This is a genomic window from Flavobacterium psychrophilum (genome assembly GCA_001708385.1).
Classification (GTDB): Bacteria; Bacteroidota; Bacteroidia; order Flavobacteriales; family Flavobacteriaceae; genus Flavobacterium; species Flavobacterium psychrophilum_A.
The window spans coordinates 3,442,144-3,457,629 of the sequence record CP012388.1; the positions used below are offsets into that span (position 1 = coordinate 3,442,144).

The following is a 15,486-nucleotide window of genomic DNA, read 5'->3' on the forward strand; positions in this document are numbered from 1 at the left end:
TTTCACCAGGCGGGAGTGTTCAATACCTCTTTTTTTTAATTGATTTCAAAAAATATTTAGAATTGTTTAAAAGAGGTGCGGGTGATAGGTTCAGGTCAGCAGGTCCAGCCTTACAGCGTAAAGCTATTTGCATTGGAGGTATAAATGCTCGTCTGAAATTTTATATGCAATAGTATTATGGTAGATATTTAAATATTGCGTACTAAATTTATGCTTCCAGGTCCCAGTCCAGGGCATTTATCTGAGCCCTAAAATTAATTATGTTTTGTACCAAGTCCTCAAAGGAATGGCTTTTGCCGAATATCATTTCCTGCTGCATTACGGTATAATCTTTTTTCCATTCGGCGATGATGGCCTCTGGAGGTATGCAGTTAATGAATTCCGGTTTATGCCTGTCGTAATCTATTCCCCGTATTGCGGTAATTGAGCGCCTGTGGGCCACAATCTCCTGATACAAAGCCTTATTTTCAAGTATGTGAGATCCATATGCAACAATTAGCCTGTCAACATCATAGAGATGCCTGCTAAGGCGTTCTACACGGATGTTCTGTGTTGGTTTTTGAAATTCCTCATGCAGCAGGAAGATTTTCTCCAGAAGTGTCCTTTCCGGGTTTACGGTGGCGATCTGAAAAGGGGTGTCAGCAAATGGTAGTTCCGGGAAATGTTTACCCACAAGGCTTACTATGCTGCGGTGGCTGAAAGGCTCACGCAGGGAACGGCTGCCGATTTCGACGAGCACCCGGGGCTCAATATATTCGTTATATTCAAAGATGTGGGGATAATATATTTCTATAATTAGCGGATCCTGGTCGCTGTCTTTGCTTTCCCTTAGTTTTATATCAACAGGGATACCGTTTTGCTCAAAAATTGTTGCCAATTCAGGAAAGAATACTTCAGATATATATTTATAGGAAGCCTTACGCAGTTTTTTCACCTGTGTTGGGGTCATAGCTCCTTCAAAGCCGAGGTATTTGCGATCAAGAGCCAGGTCAATATCTTCTGAAAAGCGTTCGATCAGATTCCAGGCCTTACTCAGGGAAGTTCCGCCCTTGAAGACAAGATGCTCAGCAGGGGTACTTGAGAACACAAGGTTAAGGGTGATGGTAACCCACCAGTCTTTTTCCACGGCTTGCGGCCTCATACCGGTGCGTGCTGCAATTTCGTTGTATACTTCTGCTTTTTCTTTGTTTGAGAGCTGTAGCCAGTGCTGCATAATGGTTAAGGTTTTGTGGGAAGTGCTTTTCTCATGATCTGTCGTATCCATTCCGGTGCTAATGCGATGTCACGCTCCAGGACTTCAGGTTTTTCTTTTTTAAGGAATTCGATAATTTTTGCCTCCTGTTCAGGTGTTACCTTATCTTTCTCCAGTACGCGCAGTGCCTGTATGGCAAGCCCGGTGAGTTCCCCTTCCACAGCGAGGTTTTTCGGGGTGGTTTTTTTAAAGAGGATACTGCGTTTACCCAGTTGTATTTTTCGGGCCGCACCATCGGTCAGGTAGACCACGTTCATCGGAACCTGGGTTGATAGCCCGAGCATATTTAGGGCATAGGTACCTGTAGGCAGGATGCGTGCCCTGTCCCTTTTAGCAATGGCCTTAGCGATAACCTCCGTTGAGGGGGTCAATGGCTGGCCCAGAAGTTTGCTCATTTCCGGACGGGTATAGATGCCCCTTGCAATCCGGGTAAGCTCTCCTTTGGCTGCCAGTCGTTCCAGTGTCTTGTTAACGGTCTTGGCTACGGCTACGGCAATGAAGTCTTCGACAAAAAAAATTCGGCCTCTTCGGTTTTTTTTTATCTTTGCTAATATCTTATTTTCAATACTTTCAGTCATATTATTAGCGTTAGTCTTGTCGCAAATTTAGTAAATATTTGCGACAAAAAAATACAATTACGTTCTTCTTTTTACTACTTGCTTTTTTAATTAAAAAACCATACCTTGGTGCTCAAGCGAGGCGGCGCTTGAGGGGTTATGATACTATGCCGTCGGGCATCCCTTTAAAAAGGGATGCCCGACGGCTTAAGATGTAAGTAAGGGGCATACCGAAAACTTAGTTTTCGGTATGCCCCTTACTGTAATGTATGGTGTTTATTAATTAAACAGCAATTCTATTACCAAAAATAATTCGCGGTTTTCAAGCCTTTTTGTTTTGGCATATCCGGTAATGCAGTGCACGGTAAAAATGGCTTGGTAGCCATCAAAGAGCTGGTCGGCAAAAAGCCTTTTGTTAGTAGCCAACTTTTTTTGGTATTTGATAATTATGGTGTCTGCATTTCGGGCAAGCTGCAGCCAGAAGTCGAAATTCAGCAAGCCTAATGTCCATGTTTCTCGTTCCTGTTGCTCATTTTTTATGATGCTCTCACTCATGCCTTGTATGGCATCTACTATCGGTGCTATTTCTTCGGGAAACCAGCTGTGTAGGATGCCCGCTTTTTCCACGTTTGTCAATTGCCTTAGCGTTTTCATACTACATCATTTTGGGTTAAACTTTGTCCTTTTGCTGTATCCTGCGCTCGAGCAGGGTTTCCAGTATATCACAATCGTACTCATATTCCTGCCCCTCGAAATGGTAAATACCGGTATCAAAGTCCAGTTCATACGTATCAAAATCTTCAGGCTCTAAGTAAATATCAACCAATTCCCCCTGGCTGTATGTTGTCCTGCCGAATACCAGGTTACCCAGTTCCTCATAGTCCAGTACAAAACCTATGTTGTGGTGGTCTGCGATTATTTTGAGTATTTCGGTATTGGGTGCCCATCGGGTTTCATACTGGATTATACCTATATCCCCTTCTTCACAATACAGGTCAAGAAAATACCCGTCTTCACGCTCTATAAAATCCGGCAGTTGCCCTTTTCCTGTCTGTTCTTCCTTTTGTCGCATCCCCTCAAAGAGTGCCTGTATGTGTTGGATTGCCGTTTTACTTCCTTCAAAGGCAACCCTGTTACTGCAAAAATTTGCCATAGTACCAGTATTTTTTAAAGCGGTTGCCTTTGTGTAAGGCAACCGCCTGTAATGATTAATTAAATTTGAAGATGTCTGCACCCGCATCAGCGAACCCCCTGCACAGGTCAAAGGCTGCCTGTGCTTTACTTCGTGCTGTCCCGCCCATAACAAGCGATTGCAGTTTTGCCTCTTCGTCCTTATAGTTGCGCACGTTTTGGTAATAGCCTGTTACGGCGTTGTATGCCCCGAACAATGTACCTTTTGTGGTTTCCATTTGCTGGGTGTCGCTTATCATCGCATAAGCAAAGGCATCCTGCACCGTATTTTTAAATACGGTAGAGAGTTCATCCTGCGCCCCTTTTTTTAGCAGGTCAAAGGTTTCTTTGTTTGGGCAAAGGGCAAGCTCGATGAGCTTTTTCATTTCGTTATCTGCTACCTTCACCGAAGCCCAGTTGTTGAATATACCTTCGAGTTCGACGCTCAGCCTGTCGGCTAAGCCCATCACTTTATGGGCATCCTCGAGACGTTGTTTAGCCCCTGAGGTATGCTTGATGCGTACTACATTTGACATCCCTTTCAGGGCAGCATTGAGTGTGTTTTGGCATACGATGCGAATAGGTGTAAAAGCTGCGGTAATACTGCCGGAGCCATCGTGCGCCGTGGTCAGGAAAATGTATTTTTCGGTAACGTCCTCGCCATTGCCCACCCTGATATAACCCGGCAGTTTGGCGGTTATGAAAATGCGTTCCCCTTGCCCCAATGCCCCGGCTGTCTCGTATAGGATACCCTCGCTACCGCCTACAATAGCATCAAAAAAAGCGAAGGCTTCACGGTTCTGTACGATATGATAGTCTTTGCCAACACTTGCCCCAAGTACCGTGTCGTTGTCGGTGCGGTAGGTAAAGAAGCTGCTTTTTGATTGTATGCTCTTACCGCTGGGTAATATGTGTGTGTTGGGTTCTTTAGCGATTTGGTAATCCAGCCCTGCGTATTGAATTGCCTCCGCGCTTGTGGGATAGTCGCTTACGATTTGCCCAAGGTTGTGCCATGCTTTTTCCTGTACGCTAAAAAATGAGTATTTCCCTGTGTGCTCATTGAAATTAAGATTGTGTCCCATGATTTCTTGATTTAAAAATTCTACATTGATTTTAAAATGGCAGGTCGTCGTGTTCCTGTTCTGCGTATTGCCCGCCCGCCTGCACTATTTCCGCCTTGTATACTACCGTATCTTTCACAGGGTCTTTTGCTGCGCCTCCGTGAAATTTGATGCGGTTTACATTTATATTGAGTGAGGCTTTGGGCTTTCCTTCATTGTCGGTATATGCCCGTGCGCTTACCCATCCTGTCACTTCCACAACACCCCCTCTAACCATATATGGGGCAACCTTTGTTGTAAGGTTGTACCAACAGTTAAAGAATTCTGTTTTTACTGTGCGTTTGCCTTCTTTGTTTTTGTAGCTTTCGTTTACAGCCAGTGCAAACTGGACTACATCCCTTCCATTGTAATTACGCACCTGCGCATCCCTTGTAAGCCTTCCTGTAATTTCCATAATGAAGATTTTAAATTATACATCAGTGTCTTTCCTAAATCCCACATAAGTTTTTTCCAAAAGAAAAAAGGGAAAAAAAGAAAGCAAGTGTAATGCGGGAGACCAGCGCGGGCGGAGTGCTATAAGTCCCAAGGGGTGGCACCTACAGGTGCCATTATGCGCATGCAGCCAAGTGGCCCCGCTAGCTTAGCTGCCCTTTTTAGCCCTTTTCTGGAGGAAATATTTTTTACTTAAAATAGTTAATCGGTTAAATTTTCAACGTTCCCGTAATATCCTACATGCTACCAAGTGAAAGCGTGGGATTAATGGGAGCAAGACATAATAGAAATTTGAAATAATTTTATGGTATTACCCATCTGAAGTGAAATATAACAGCTTTAACTTTTGGCTTGAAAATTGTTAGGAAATTCATAATATTATTATATTTAACATAATTAACAACCAATACAATAATGGCATCTCTAATTCACAGTTGCCATTACTCTCTTCAATAATTTAACTTATGGCAACGCAAATCTCATGGGAGCATAAAATCCAGATCGACCCTTTGTGGGTAGACCGCCAACTGGATCATCATTTCCACGAACAGCAATTAAAAATTACGGTCAGGGGATACACGCCAAAAATATCTGGAACTAGTTTTTCATGCGACGACCTAGTTACAGAACTGGGATTTATGGTTACAGATTACGTATTAAGCGAGGATAAAAAAACGCAGGTAAAGCAGGATCTTGAGCATAAATACGGCTCAGCGTTTGCGCAAAAGAACGCGGAGCGCCATTTTCAGAAAATCGCGCAACGTTTCTTCGGCAGGAAAGATCCCGAGAAGGACGGTAAATTTGGGGAACTTTTACTTTTTGCTATTGTAGAGAGTATTTTAGGTAGTAAAATGGTAGCCCATAAAATTGTTAACCTGACCAATTATAAAGATCAGAGTAAAGGTGGGGACGGTGTATTTCTTGGAGATTACAATGTTAACGCAACACAGGCAGTACCAGCAATATTTATTGGTGAATCCAAGATCATGCAGGATTTCAGTACAGCTTTGGAAGATGCTTTAGATTCACTGAACAGATTCCATGCGCCAGATGTACGTGCAGAATTCAATGCTACGGAGTTTATAGTGGCCCGAGATACTATGATGAACGACGAAGACTATCAGGAGATGTATGAGAGGCTTTCACCGGGGAGTGATCGTTATAGATCGCAGGTGATGGTACATCCCGTGCTCCTTATGTTTAATACTGCCCGCATCAACACTTTTGAAACAAAAAGCCTTACGCCTAAAGATCTTGAGGAAGCACTTAAGGCTTATATGCAAAAATACAAAAAACATTTTCTCGATGCTGTAGCGAAGAAGGTTGCGTCATATCCTGAAGTAGGTAAAGTATTTGTCGATTTCTTTATTTTTCCGTTTAATGATATTAGCAAATTCCGTAATGCTATGTATTATAATATACATGGGGTCTCATATCAAAAAGTAACAGATGAGGAATAATTTTGAAGCGGTTTATAGTGATGTCGTCCTTAATTCAGTGATCAATAATTTGTTGATTAATCTCTTTACACAAAATGTTGACAATGTAAAGCGCATAGCTATTGAAGATACTTCCCTGCGCAAAGCGGTATGGACGGCATCAATACTGGGTAACAGTACTAGTTTTATTCACAAGCAAAAAGTGCAGCAGCTTGCTTCTCTTTTACACCTTAACTATCCTGAGCGTTTAGAAATAGCGAAAATATGCTATATCCTTTTTTCACGAGTAGGGAACCTTACGGCAACTCGGTTTTTGAATGCACTTTTTGCTGAACATTCCTTAAATCCTGAGGAGCAGGTTTCGCATTTCTCTGAAGATGTGCTTTTGGAGCAGGAACTGACTAGGAAAAGGCAACAAAATATGCTGTACATTGAAGGAAAATCTTATTTAACGACAGATTTTCAACGAGAGTTATGGGAAAGCTTGGTTCATGAGGATAGCATCTCTGTTTCTGCTCCCACATCATCAGGAAAATCGTTTATCCTCAAGAAGTATATTGAACACCAATTTAGCGTCTATGATAAATATACCGTACTTTATATTGTACCTTCCCGTGCCCTTATAAACCAGGTTAGTGAAGAGTTCCGTGTTGATCTTAATGATGTTGAAATTAGGACCGCATTCATTTCAGACATCGAAAGGTTAAATAATAAGATTATCTATGTACTCACTCCGGAGAGGGCTATAAAGATTGTGAACCTTAATGAACGGATTATAGAGCCTAATATTATTTTTATTGATGAAATTCAAGGTGTGGAGGACGAGCAAGGGAGAGGAAACTTATTCGAATATGTATACAGTGAACTTGCTAAGCAATTTCCAGCAAGTAAAATCATCACAGCAGGCCCTAACATCCGTAATCCGGATAACCTTTTCAAAGAACTTTTTAATAAACATGGAGAAGTGTCACAGAGTGAGCTCTCCCCGGTGTTTCAGTTAAAAACAGTTGTAAACCTTACTGACAGCAACATTGATTTTAGAATTTACGGAAGTAATCATACGTATAATACTATCACAAAACAGCCTGAGTACGCTAAAAATCTGAAAAAGTTGTACGAAGATAACAGGGGCGTCGGACTTTCAGTATTAATTAAAGAGGTCATCAACAACCCGGAAGAGAACAATATTGTTTATTCTTCCCGCAGTGACTATGCAGAAGGCTGGGCTCTCAAATATGCCCAATCATTGCCTATTATTGAGCTACCGCAGGAAATTAAAGATTTGATAGAATATTTGAAGGAAGATGTGCATCCACGTTACCTTTTGATTCAGTGTCTTGAAAAAAGGGTTGCTTTTCACCATGGTAAACTTTCTGAACTCGCCCGAAAAGAAATTGAAGTCCTATTCCAAAACGGACATATAAAAACGATTTTTTGTACTTCAACCTTACTGGAGGGAGTGAATATGCCAGCAAATAACCTTTTTATATTAAAGCCAGAGAAAAACAGGCTAAGTCTTTCAAGTTTTGAATTTGGGAACTTAATTGGACGTGCGGGACGAATAAAAGATTCGCTCTATGGAACTATTTTCTGTATCACTGTAGATAATGAAAGGTGGGCCGAAGAATATTACCTTAGTGATTATTCAAAGGAAGTAGAAACCAGTAGTACGAAAACCTTACGTGAGGTTAGTGTTAGCGATTTTAGCAAACCATTACATGAGATTGAAGATAGTCGTACCCGTAACCTATTAATAAGCCTTCGACATAAATATCTGAAAGGTGAGCTAAGCCTGGAAGAATTTCTTAAGAAAAAAGGTTTCAGTGAAGATGCTATACTGGGTATAGAGCAGGAAGTCATTGCAGGACTCAATACAATATCTATACCTTATGAAGTGGTAAAACTTAACCCTACGATAGACCCAGTCCTTCAAAATGAACTCTATGAGCGAATTAAAAATGATGGCACATCAGCGTGGGTTATACATAACAGCAGTCGTTTTTTTGATGGCTACAGGCGGGATGTTGCGGCCAATTTACCTTACGAGCAGAATAGCTTTTACTGGCAGCTGGACTCACTTATACATAGACTTAATGAAATCTTTAAAATCACCGATGAACTTTATGCAAGAGATAGATTCCGGATAAGCGAATCAACAATGTGCCAAAATAGCGTAAACTGGATCAATGGAAGAAGTATGGGTGAGCTTATTAATAACAGGATTAATTTTCTTGCTTATGATGATCGGGTTAAAGAAGAATACCGCATTGATCCAAATAAGGATAGCGCAATCAATAAAGTAATCCGTGAAGTCATTAATATAAATTCAAAAGCTATTACATATTCGCTATTGAAATATATCAAATTACTAGTAGACATCCTAGATTCAATGATGACTGAGGAACAGAAGAATAACTATAAGTCAACTTTTGCGTTACCCACCCATCTTGAAATGGGAACTAAAGACCCTGTAGTTATACAATTAATTACCAGTGGTATGCCTCGGAGTATAGCGCTGAAAGTTTTTGATAGTTTCAGTAAGACGGATGCATTCAAAGTGCACAAAATGGACGTTATCCTATGGCTTTCGACAAAAGACTCTATTGAAGGATTACGGCCTATCTACAACAAATATTTATGGCGGCAAAAGTATTTAAGAGTTAATAAACAGTGAATTAAGACCAACTCATAGTATTTTAGTGTTATAGATTTTATTTTAATTGAACTGAACAAGTAGTTAAATACCTATAGTTAGGTATTTTAGGTTAAATGTAGAAATAATAGATTTGTTAAATTTTTTAAAAAAATCGTTTACAGTTGCAGTCTTCTATAGCATGACTATCAACAAGAATTATTTTATAATCACCTAATTATACTATATAATGACAAATGTAAAAATGCGCGTTTGGGACGTTAAACACGGTAACGCTATTTATCTTCGAACCCCGAACAACAAACATCTTGTATATGACCTCGGCCGTGGCGACTATTCTGAGAACAGTGATGATAGAAGTCCCCTAGAGACATTGTATGACCATTATGGAGTAAGGACGATTAATTACCTAATGATTACGCATCCCCATCGTGATCATATCGATGATATTTTAAACCTAGACAAGTTTAAGGTGATCAGTATGCATAAACCTTCACTTACTAAAGATGAAGTAGTGCTTAATTATCGAAAGGGAGACAATCCAAAATATGATAAGTATTTTGAGTTAGATGATCTTTTCTCGGTTCCATCTGGACCAAGTACAACTATTTCCAATCCTGAAAACTTTGGGGGTTTAAATGTTAAGGTGTTTTCTACCCCCAGCCTGATAGGTAATCTCAATAATAAAAGTTTGTTGAGTGTAATCGAATATGAAAGTATTAAAGTGATCATCCCTGGAGATAATGAGTTTGATTCACTGGATTTACTGATGAAGAGGAATGAATTTAAAGCAGCAATAGAAGATTGTGATATCCTCATAGCACCGCATCATGGTCGTGAATCAGCCTATCACAAAGATTTTGTAAAGCTTGCAAATCCATTATTAACAATTGTCTCCGACGGATCCCTATGTGATACCAGCGCTAATCACAGGTATTCTTCGGTATCGAGAGGCTGGACCGTTCATAAAAATGGTGTTAAAACCGAGCGTAAGATGTTAACAACAAATTCAGATGGGGAGGTTTACATTGACTTCGGTCGCAATGAGGAAGGCTTATTTTTACAGGTAGTAATTAAATAAATTTAAAGTGGTCAGAGATAAACGATTTGGGGTAGCTCTGTCCGGTGGGGGCTACCGGGCTGCGGGTTTTCACATTGGAACCTTAAAAAAGTTAAATGACTTGGGGCTATTAAACAAGATTGATGTTTTATCCACTATTTCGGGAGGGTCAATTACAGGCGCGGCTTATTGTTTACACAACGGAACCTTTGAAGAATTTGAAAAGAAGATGTTAGATAGTCTAAGCCAAAAAAGTGTTGTTGGCTACGTATTGAAATCAAGGCGGTTTTTAGCAGGTGCGATACCATTAGCTCTTTTATTAATTGCACCTTTTATACTGGCTTTTACATCGTGGTCCGCTTATGCGTTACTTCCTTTAATACTGCTCATATTTATGATTGTACGATACCAATTTAAGTTCCTGCCGCTGAGTAAGATTATCGAAAAAGCGTATGATGCTTTTTTTTTCAAAAATGCGACTCTCACGCAATTATGTAATACCCCTGAAATTGCTATAAACGCTACCAACACAGAAACAGTGAGACACTTTACTTTTTCAGCGCGAAAAATGGAAGATACTGCATATGCATATTATAATCCGCCTGTTCTATTTTTTCATAATGATTTTCCAGTAAGCCGCGCAGTAATGGCATCCACTTGTGTACCATTTGCTTTTACACCAATATCTATTGAGAAAAAGTACTATAAAGATAAAAGTTTATATGGAACTGTAGATCCTAAGTTGATTGATGGAGGTGTTTACGATAATCAAGGTATACATAAGTTAACGCAAGGCAACAGCTCCTATGCCTGCCAGATTGTGTTGGTTAGTGATGCGGGAAACAAATTACCTTTCCAAAAAGCGTATAATAACACATTTACTTTACTGTTACGGACTGTAGAGGCTTTTATGCATCGGATTAAAAACTTCCAGATGATGCAGAGTATTTTCAGCACGAACCATGGCAGGGAGATAGCCTATTTATCTTTAGGGTGGGATATCGACCAGTGCGTTAATAGCTTTTTTAGTAATTTGGTTGCTGGTAATGTACAAAAGGAAACTATCGCTGCCCATGACTTAAATAGTGAATGGATTGACAACCCTAAAAATTATAAAAGTAAGATAATAGAGCACCTCAATGAGCGCGTTAGGGCTAAATTTATTGAAGAAGGCTGCGTTAATGGTAAAAGACTAGAGGACATACGTAAAATTGGTACAAATCTTACGCCGATCAAGTTGTCTTTATTGGAAGATATGATATTGCATTCCTCTGCTATGACTGAATTACAATTGCGTCTTTATTGCCCTTCATTATTCAAGTAAATAATATTATTTCCTTACAATAAGATAATTAAGTGATGGATCATCCAAAAGCCGTTGCATTTCACTGTTTATAATCTCGCGTATATCTTGCTTGATCTGCAGGTAATTCTGTTGTATTTGCTCTTGCGATATCTTGCGTACCGCTTCAATCTGTTTATAATTTTCTTCTTCAGCTTTTAGCGCTTCATGGTCATTTTGTATCCTGCAATGAAAAGCCTTTAGTTCAATTGGCGAGGCAGGTTCATCGGCTACGATACCAACAAATTCTCCTGAACTTAAGGTGGCAATTCGCGAAGGTGGCAGCGCCGAGTCCAACTGCCTGGAGTGACTGACTGATGTATCGTTACTATTGATGGAAAGACTTCGTCGTTTTTGCATTATTTTACCAAAGCGTTCCGATAACTGTTTTGCGGAATCGCCGTTTACCTGTCCCGATATTATATTACCGGTAATGTTTACAATAACATCTGCCTGCTCACGGCCATAATCTTTACGGAGCTGGCTAAAGTCTTGTATCCCCAGACAGGTAGCTACTTTATTGGAGCGTGCTGTGGCAATTAAGCTATCCATATTGTTAAGGTAAAGTGTTGGGAATTCATCAAAGACCAGGCTGCTTTTCAGGCGGTCTTTTTTGTTGACTAGTTTTACCAGACGGGTCACATATAGGGACAATACAGCGCCATATATTTGTATTTTCTGAGGGTTGTTTCCCATACACACTACTTTGGGCTCTTCAGGGTTGTTTATATCAAGGGTAAAGTCATTGCCTGAAAGCACATAATACAATTGTGGTGAGGACAGCCGCGCCATGGCGACTTTTGCAGAGGCAATTTGTCCCTCTAATTGCTCCATAACATCGTTCAAGTAGGCGTTAACGAAGGGGTTGATAAGTACCTCGATTTCCTTTTCGGTGCGCAGCAGCGTAAAGAGGTCATTATAATCCGCCTGCATGAGTTCGATAACATGCGGCAGGGTGCAAAATTCACCATCCCTGTATTTCTTTAAATACCAAATGATAGCCGTTACAAAGTTGATGGGCGATTCCACAAAGAAATCCCCCTGTTTTTTAATCCATTCGCGATTGAGCCCCATGAGAATGGTGCGGGCTGATTCCGAGGCATCGGTAATGTCAGTCATTGCGGAAGGTTCCAACGGATTGCAACGGTGTGTACTGGTGAGGTCGTCAAAGTTTATAAGGTAAAATTTGCATTCCGCCTTATAGCGATGGCGGTTTTTTAGCCAGGCATTATAGGCGATGCGTGAGAGGTCGTCAAACTTAAAGTCGTATACGAACATAGTGAATCCTTTAGCAAGGTGCTGTGTGATGACATGGCGGATCACAAAATAGCTTTTACCGGCACCAGGGGTTCCGGGTACCAATATGCCACGAAAGGGATTGATAATATTTATGTAGGATTGCTTTGTTTTCTTTCCCAGTTGGTACTCTGCCGGAAGGTTGACGGAATATTCGTTTTCGAGCAGCCGTTCCTCCTGTGGAAATGTTTCATTTTCACGATTGAACACATCACGGTCATCCAAGCCGTCTTTTATTATTCTGCTAAGCCATACCCCCCCGGTAACCATGAGAAGATATCCGGTGCTTGTGATCCCGATATAAAAGATAGCCAGAACGTTCAAGCTGTTAATAATGCCAAATAAAAAGTAACCTGAAAAGAATAACAGTAGCCCCGCAAATATATACTTAAGCGCACGGGGGTAGCGCATCTTTTGATTCTTTCGCCCCTTTACACCCAATAGGGAAATCGCAAGGAAAACTAGGCTGGCTATTTTGGCATATATAAAATGCCTGAAGAGACCAGTTTCCGCTATGTGTCCCAAAATTCGGTCCGAAAAGCTGCTATAGATGTTTAGTTTGTAAAAAAACAAGTAACAGCTGTGGTAATAGTGCAGCGCCAGCAGTGTGATGCTTATTAGCCTTGAGAGGTCTGCTATTTTTCGCAGTGCCTGCTCGTTTTCTCCTGTTCCCATATCAAAAAATTTAAGTTCGTAATTTATTATTGGCCTCCTTTTCTTTTCTTCTTTTTCTTTTTTTTCCCCACTGGTTTTCCTTGGTGATCGGTGGTGTATTCAGTAGTCAAAAGTGCCTCCAATGGGCTGGTCTGATCTGTTAAGCCATTTGTAGTATTTGCCGGTGCATCTGCGCTAGTGTGATGCTTCGGTATAATAGATGCCGAGGGTTGCTGACCCGGGGCAGTTTCCCGCAGGCTTTTCGTAAGGCGTTCTGATAAACCTTTTGCACTGTATGGCTTTCCTAAGGTGCTACCATTAATACTGCAACGCTCCCGGTGATCTACGAAGGTCAGCCCATATACCTGTCCGGTGGTGGCCTTCCGCATCACAAGGTCAATGCCGGATTGTTTCAGTATAGCTTGCAAGGCAGTAAGCGACTGTGGTTTATGCATTACGATCGCTTTGTCAACAGCCAGGCGTATAACGGCACTGGACTTAGCCTGGGAAATTTTATTGGCGGTAAAGTGTTTTTCGAGTGCTTTTAATGTCGCAGGAAAGGAAAAATCACTGGCCTTAATCGGTATCCCTACTGGCATTGCCTGAGCGTTTATTGCCCGATATAAAAGTCCTTCGCCAATAAAGGTGCGTGAGGTCACCTTGCCCCGGTCAGCGGTAATGTTGTACAATTCCAGGATTGCATTGAGCTCACCAAGTGTAGTATAGCTGTATTTAGATATCGCAAATTGCAATACATTCGACATTGCTTTCTTGGCCGGTGCTTTGCCGTAGCTTACTCTACCAATTGCAACGGCCTCTGGTTCGTACTGCTTAACCTGGCTTTGCTTTTCAGCCGGGGTAAGTCCAAAGGTTTTCTCTATATTTTTTCGTGCCGCTTCTGATTGGTTTTTACCCATATTATGCATGTCAATGCGGCTACCATCAGTACGTATCTTAAGGCTTACGATATGTATGTGTGGATGCCCGGCATCCATATGACGGTATGCCATCCACGGCTGGCTCCCAAAACCTATCTCCTGCATATAGGCTGCGGCAATGTCCAGAAGGCGTGCGTCGGATAGCTTGTCCTCAGTCGGTGGGAAATTTAGTGAGATATGTACGCCGGGGTGTGCTACACGGGGATTAAGGCTTGCCATGCGTTGAAGGTAATTTAGCTTGGACATAAGCCCAACTTTATTGGCAGGGAAGGGACAATTTTTTTCGCCAATTACACGCGCTGCGCCCAGCGTTATTTTTTGCTCATTATAGCGTAAAATACGGCTTATCGAATGTGAAGCTTTTATGACTGCAACCATGAGACAGAGAGTTGTGTTATAAGGGTATGGATATCTTCCAGCTTGACAGCAAGCTCGCTACGTACCGACAGGAAGCTGGCCTGCCAATGCCTGCTATCCGCATCCGGTGGATTTGCATTAATTTGGCGGGTAAGCTGGTTGAGGTTATTGCCAATTGCCTTAAGCTCTTCGCGTACTGAGGCTAGGGCTTCCAGGCCCATGTCAAGGGTTGTGTTTCGCTGAATAATAGCAACAGGCTTATCAAACAATTTCTGGCGGGCATATTCGCTTAGTTTGCGATAGGTAGAGGCTTTCCATTTTCTTACAAGTTTTTCGTGCTCCTCGGCATGCAGTCTAAGGTGAAGCCAGTGGCTGCGGGAGGGTTTGGAATCTGGTTCTTTCATCATCTTCATTTTTTAATCATTACAACATCATTGAAAACATCTTAAGCGGCCCCTGCCCACGAGTTCCGAGTAAGGGCAGCCAGATCCGGTTGTATCACAACCGTACATCTGGCCGATTGCGAAAAGACACTGCAATCCCAAGAAGCAGCAGAGGCAGCAGGCATCTTTTAAGTCATAATAATAGCCTGTGATTAATAAGCTCTTATTACTAAATAAGACTGGCACCAAATTGATGTTCTCTTAACCACTTTCGCTTTTTTAAAACCTGTTGACAGCTTACAACTGTCAGTGGTATTTCGTGCTTTGCATTCCTACATACAGTACCTGTGAAAACAAGAGCGTATCGCAAAGTTACTACCTAGGGAAAGGGATTTGCAATCCCCGCTGAATTTCGATGAGGATCGTTTATCTGGTGCTTCGTACCTTTGTGAGAGAATATTAACTTAAATTAATCGTTATGAATGCAGAAGAAGTAAGCCGCGTATACGACACGCTTTTAAGTGCACCGGGAATGGAAGACGAAGTAAGGGTTGACATAAGGATTGCCAGGAAGCACCTGTTGCTATTGAACCACATTCTGGGGCTGCCGGGACTGACCACGGCCTCAGAGCTTTTAAAGCACATTGATGCTACATTTTTTGAAAACATGAAAGAACTCGGCGAACGTTTCTTAGATAAGGCTTCCCTTACGGCTTTCAATGCAAAATTCATCAGTGTAAACAACCCTGGCCCTAAATCCTGATTTTCCCTCTTTTTCTCCGTAATCGCCTGCTATGTCAATCACCTTATCTATACCCTTGCGGATTGTTTA

12 protein-coding genes and 2 pseudogenes are annotated in these 15,486 nt (G+C 41.4%); 5 read left to right on the forward strand and 9 right to left on the reverse strand.

Features of this window, described 5'->3' with window-relative positions; all coding sequences use genetic code 11:
* Positions 1-208: 208 nt before the first annotated feature.
* The 6 genes from ALW18_15155 to ALW18_15180 form a co-directional block, all read right to left on the reverse strand.
* A complete protein-coding gene (locus tag ALW18_15155; protein AOE53738.1) occupies positions 209-1,213 on the reverse strand; it encodes a hypothetical protein in 1,005 nt (334 codons plus the stop codon).
* 5 nt (positions 1,214-1,218) lie between these two features.
* On the reverse strand, positions 1,219-1,830 hold the full coding sequence (locus ALW18_15160) for a hypothetical protein (protein ID AOE53739.1): 612 nt from the start codon (positions 1,828-1,830) through the stop codon (positions 1,219-1,221).
* A gap of 258 nt (positions 1,831-2,088) precedes the next feature.
* Positions 2,089-2,463: a hypothetical protein gene (locus ALW18_15165; GenBank protein AOE53740.1), complete on the reverse strand. Its 375-nt coding sequence runs from the start codon at positions 2,461-2,463 to the stop codon at positions 2,089-2,091.
* Positions 2,464-2,479: 16 nt separating this feature from the next.
* Positions 2,480-2,962 carry a hypothetical protein gene (locus ALW18_15170; protein ID AOE54438.1) on the reverse strand — a complete coding sequence of 161 codons (483 nt, stop codon included), beginning with the start codon at positions 2,960-2,962 and terminating at the stop codon, positions 2,480-2,482.
* 55 nt (positions 2,963-3,017) lie between these two features.
* A complete protein-coding gene (locus ALW18_15175; GenBank protein AOE53741.1) occupies positions 3,018-4,061 on the reverse strand; it encodes an alpha/beta hydrolase in 1,044 nt (347 codons plus the stop codon).
* 31 nt (positions 4,062-4,092) lie between these two features.
* The gene (locus ALW18_15180; GenBank protein AOE53742.1) at positions 4,093-4,494 is read right to left on the reverse strand and encodes a hypothetical protein; all 402 of its coding nucleotides are present in this window, start codon (positions 4,492-4,494) and stop codon (positions 4,093-4,095) included.
* Positions 4,495-5,284: 790 nt separating this feature from the next.
* Between ALW18_15180 and ALW18_15185 the strand changes: the two are divergent.
* The 4 genes and pseudogenes from ALW18_15185 (at position 5,285) to ALW18_15200 (ending at position 10,768) form a co-directional block, all read left to right on the forward strand.
* Positions 5,285-5,590, forward strand: a pseudogene (locus ALW18_15185) (hypothetical protein).
* 391 nt (positions 5,591-5,981) lie between these two features.
* On the forward strand, positions 5,982-8,645 hold the full coding sequence (locus ALW18_15190) for a hypothetical protein (GenBank protein ID AOE53743.1): 2,664 nt from the start codon (positions 5,982-5,984) through the stop codon (positions 8,643-8,645).
* Positions 8,646-8,850: 205 nt separating this feature from the next.
* Complete coding sequence (locus tag ALW18_15195) at positions 8,851-9,705, forward strand: metallo-beta-lactamase (protein ID AOE53744.1); 855 nt, start codon at positions 8,851-8,853, stop codon at positions 9,703-9,705.
* A gap of 7 nt (positions 9,706-9,712) precedes the next feature.
* Positions 9,713-10,768, forward strand: a pseudogene (locus ALW18_15200) (hypothetical protein).
* Between the two features lie 246 nt (positions 10,769-11,014).
* Here the strand turns inward: ALW18_15200 and ALW18_15205 are convergent.
* The 3 genes from ALW18_15205 to ALW18_15215 are packed head-to-tail and all read right to left on the reverse strand — an operon-like array spanning position 11,015 to position 14,678.
* The gene (locus ALW18_15205; GenBank protein ID AOE53745.1) at positions 11,015-12,997 is read right to left on the reverse strand and encodes a conjugal transfer protein TraG; all 1,983 of its coding nucleotides are present in this window, start codon (positions 12,995-12,997) and stop codon (positions 11,015-11,017) included.
* A gap of 26 nt (positions 12,998-13,023) precedes the next feature.
* On the reverse strand, positions 13,024-14,292 hold the full coding sequence (locus ALW18_15210) for a hypothetical protein (protein AOE53746.1): 1,269 nt from the start codon (positions 14,290-14,292) through the stop codon (positions 13,024-13,026).
* Entirely contained in the window at positions 14,277-14,678 is a 402-nt protein-coding gene (locus ALW18_15215) for a hypothetical protein (GenBank protein ID AOE54439.1), read from the reverse strand. The genes ALW18_15210 and ALW18_15215 overlap by 16 nt, the downstream gene beginning before the upstream one ends.
* A 454-nt stretch (positions 14,679-15,132) precedes the next feature.
* Here ALW18_15215 and ALW18_15220 point away from each other — a divergent pair, with 454 nt between their 5' ends.
* Positions 15,133-15,417 (forward strand): hypothetical protein, encoded by a 285-nt coding sequence (locus ALW18_15220; GenBank protein ID AOE53747.1) that lies wholly within the window; start codon positions 15,133-15,135, stop codon positions 15,415-15,417.
* Positions 15,418-15,486: the final 69 nt, after the last annotated feature.

Bases quoted from the DNA above. Each gene is read 5' to 3' on its own strand.
- ALW18_15155 (AOE53738.1), bottom strand. From the start codon at position 1,213: ATGCAGCACTGGCTACAGCTCTCAAACAAAGAAAAAGCAGAAGTATAC.
- ALW18_15160 (AOE53739.1), bottom strand. From the start codon at position 1,830: ATGACTGAAAGTATTGAAAATAAGATATTAGCAAAGATAAAAAAAAAC.
- ALW18_15165 (AOE53740.1), bottom strand. From the start codon at position 2,463: ATGAAAACGCTAAGGCAATTGACAAACGTGGAAAAAGCGGGCATCCTA.
- ALW18_15170 (AOE54438.1), bottom strand. From the start codon at position 2,962: ATGGCAAATTTTTGCAGTAACAGGGTTGCCTTTGAAGGAAGTAAAACG.
- ALW18_15175 (AOE53741.1), bottom strand. From the start codon at position 4,061: ATGGGACACAATCTTAATTTCAATGAGCACACAGGGAAATACTCATTT.
- ALW18_15180 (AOE53742.1), bottom strand. From the start codon at position 4,494: ATGGAAATTACAGGAAGGCTTACAAGGGATGCGCAGGTGCGTAATTAC.
- ALW18_15190 (AOE53743.1), top strand. From the start codon at position 5,982: ATGAGGAATAATTTTGAAGCGGTTTATAGTGATGTCGTCCTTAATTCA.
- ALW18_15205 (AOE53745.1), bottom strand. From the start codon at position 12,997: ATGGGAACAGGAGAAAACGAGCAGGCACTGCGAAAAATAGCAGACCTC.
- ALW18_15210 (AOE53746.1), bottom strand. From the start codon at position 14,292: ATGGTTGCAGTCATAAAAGCTTCACATTCGATAAGCCGTATTTTACGC.
- ALW18_15215 (AOE54439.1), bottom strand. From the start codon at position 14,678: ATGATGAAAGAACCAGATTCCAAACCCTCCCGCAGCCACTGGCTTCAC.
- ALW18_15220 (AOE53747.1), top strand. From the start codon at position 15,133: ATGAATGCAGAAGAAGTAAGCCGCGTATACGACACGCTTTTAAGTGCA.